The organism is Alteromonas sp. ALT199 (assembly GCF_018619335.1).
Lineage (GTDB): Bacteria > Pseudomonadota > Gammaproteobacteria > Enterobacterales > Alteromonadaceae > Alteromonas.
Genome location: NZ_JAHHDX010000079.1, coordinates 1 through 2,262 on the forward strand (window position 1 = coordinate 1; position 2,262 = coordinate 2,262).

The following is a 2,262-nucleotide window of genomic DNA, read 5'->3' on the forward strand; positions in this document are numbered from 1 at the left end:
ATTTAAATGACGCCTAACTTCCAAATATGGGGCGCAAACACGTGTGCAATAATGGCGAAGCCGCGCACGTGTTTGCGTCCCAGCGAGCGGCAGCGAGTGACATAATTTGTTTGTTATATGCAATTGCCAAAATCAACCGCCATATTGCATTACTAAGTAAAAGCCACAAACCAAACATACCGAAACAAAGCAAGGAATACCAAATAACCGCAATTTTTGTTTTAGCGCCAGAGACTTTGAACTAGCTGAAAGAGCAATACAAGGGAGCAATTGTGATATGAAAATAGGAATGATGAAAACGCTTATTGGGTAACCAACATAATTTGCAATGAAATCGCCTGCATTACCTACATACCAAATTTGAAGTATAAAATTGAGTAAGCAAACTAATACAACAAGACCAATAAATTCCTTTTTACTCACAGGTTTCCTTTTGCGTATAACTTTTAAATAAGGGGCGCAGGCATGTGGGGCATAATGGCGAAGCCGCCCCGCATGTATGCGTCCCAGCGAACGGAGTGAGTGGCTTAATTTTTTTGTTAGGTGCCACTTTCGCGATACCACGAAAAAACGAAAACTATAGCAAGTAATATGGGAATTGCCGCCGCTCCACTTCCTGAATACCCATTGATATAAACCAATTTGTCGAATGGGGCCACTATTTTATTATTTTGTGAGAGTTGATAAATCATTGTTGAGTTATCTGTGGGCTTGAACCAAACGCGAAGGTTACCGCCAGCGTTTAACGCTGATAAGACATGACTATAGAATGGATTGTTGTCTGTAATAACAAATTCTACGTCTGATATGGTAAATGAGGTTATTTCGTAGCTTGGCTTACCGTTTGTTTTCCGAGTATTGTACTTTACAGGTTTATAACTTGAGACTACCGAATACTCTTCTAATTTAGGAACCTCAGCATCAATTTGAATTTGAATCCAGATAGAGCCCGCTAGGCCAAACATAATTAATAGGATTGAGATATTAAATTTCGACATTGGCACCTAACTTTCCAATAACGGGCGCAGACATGTGGGGCATAATGGCGCAGCCGCCCCACGTGTATGCGTCCCAGCGAACGTAGTGAGTGTGTTGATTGGCTTGTTAGGTGCGTGTAGATACATCCTAGTTTTGCTTACTTGTGATTAAATAAAACGCTTTTATTGTTTGTTTCACTGAATAGTAAATCGCATACAAAGTTCCAAAACTGACGACAATAAATTTTACGCCTTCTGGCATGTTATTTAAGAAGCTCAATTTTAGACTAACAAATTCAAAACGGTCGTCATTCATCCATGCAGTAAAAGATTTGCTGAAAATCCACATAACAACACCAGTGAATATCCAATATAAAAGAGCGATAAAAGACTCTTTAAAAACACCACTGATTTTTCTATTCAAAGAAGCACCTAACTTTTAAATAAGGGGCGCAGGCACGTGGGGCATAATGGCGAAGCCGCCCTGCGTGTATGCGTCCCAGCGAACGAAGTGAGTGTGTTGATTGAGTTGTTAGGTGCGTTCATAAACATACCTAAGTTCGCTGCTAAATAAAGGTTTGTAAACTGTGATTTTGATTTCTTGGTCCAACTGACAATAGCTTTCACACCTCACCATAATGAATGTTCCGTCCTGAAGTTTCACCTTAGCTAAATCTATCTTACGGATACTTCTGTTACCACCTCCAAGTGGGCGTTGAGAAATAGAGTAAACTTTGCCTTCTAGAGTGCCACTTTCGATTCCTGTCACAACTGTAAACTGAAATAGAACAGCCAGAAGAATAAGTATTAGAGCTGGGATACCTAGAATAAAAATTGGTTTATTAGTGAGTAAATATGTAGGTTTTCCCATAAGCACCTAACTTTTCAATAACGGGCGCAGGCACGTAGGGCATAATAGCGAAGCGGCCCTGCGTGTATGCGTCCCAGCGAACGCAGTGAGCATGTTAATTGGTTTGTTATATTGCATGTTTAAACAGCCTAGCTATTGACTCTTTTGAGCATCACGCTGCCAATTATCGTTGATATTGCGCAGCTAATTAAAAATGAAGCAAATGCGGCAAATAAATAAAAAGGATCAAGCTGTCCAAGGTTTAAATATGCTGCAAGCTGAAAAACTGACGCACTGAGTATCCCCGAAACAAAGACCGCTATAACGAACTTTTTAATAAATAAATGAGACACAAACGAGCAAATCGTCGCAATTGTGGCAAGAACAGCAATACCGAATATTCCGTCATTCATTAAATTACCTTTGCAATATAAC

General features: G+C 39.9%; 5 protein-coding genes. All 5 read right to left on the minus strand.

Going from position 1 to position 2,262, the window contains the following annotated elements:
• Positions 1-132: 132 nt before the first annotated feature.
• Entirely contained in the window at positions 133-423 is a 291-nt protein-coding gene (locus KL866_RS08045; protein ID WP_214994508.1) for a hypothetical protein, read from the minus strand.
• A 116-nt stretch (positions 424-539) separates the two neighbouring features.
• Positions 540-998 carry a hypothetical protein gene (locus KL866_RS08050; protein ID WP_214994510.1) on the minus strand — a complete coding sequence of 153 codons (459 nt, stop codon included), beginning with the start codon at positions 996-998 and terminating at the stop codon, positions 540-542.
• A gap of 127 nt (positions 999-1,125) precedes the next feature.
• Positions 1,126-1,401: a hypothetical protein gene (locus tag KL866_RS08055; RefSeq protein WP_159582089.1), complete on the minus strand. Its 276-nt coding sequence runs from the start codon at positions 1,399-1,401 to the stop codon at positions 1,126-1,128.
• A gap of 108 nt (positions 1,402-1,509) precedes the next feature.
• Positions 1,510-1,848: a hypothetical protein gene (locus tag KL866_RS08060; RefSeq protein ID WP_041713484.1), complete on the minus strand. Its 339-nt coding sequence runs from the start codon at positions 1,846-1,848 to the stop codon at positions 1,510-1,512.
• 128 nt (positions 1,849-1,976) lie between these two features.
• On the minus strand, positions 1,977-2,262 hold a 286-nt coding region (locus KL866_RS08065), incomplete at its 5' end, for a hypothetical protein (protein WP_214994512.1).

Excerpts from the sequence above, each read along its gene's own strand:
- KL866_RS08050 (WP_214994510.1), bottom strand. The coding sequence starts at position 998 with ATGTCGAAATTTAATATCTCAATCCTATTAATTATGTTTGGCCTAGCG.
- KL866_RS08060 (WP_041713484.1), bottom strand. The coding sequence starts at position 1,848 with ATGGGAAAACCTACATATTTACTCACTAATAAACCAATTTTTATTCTA.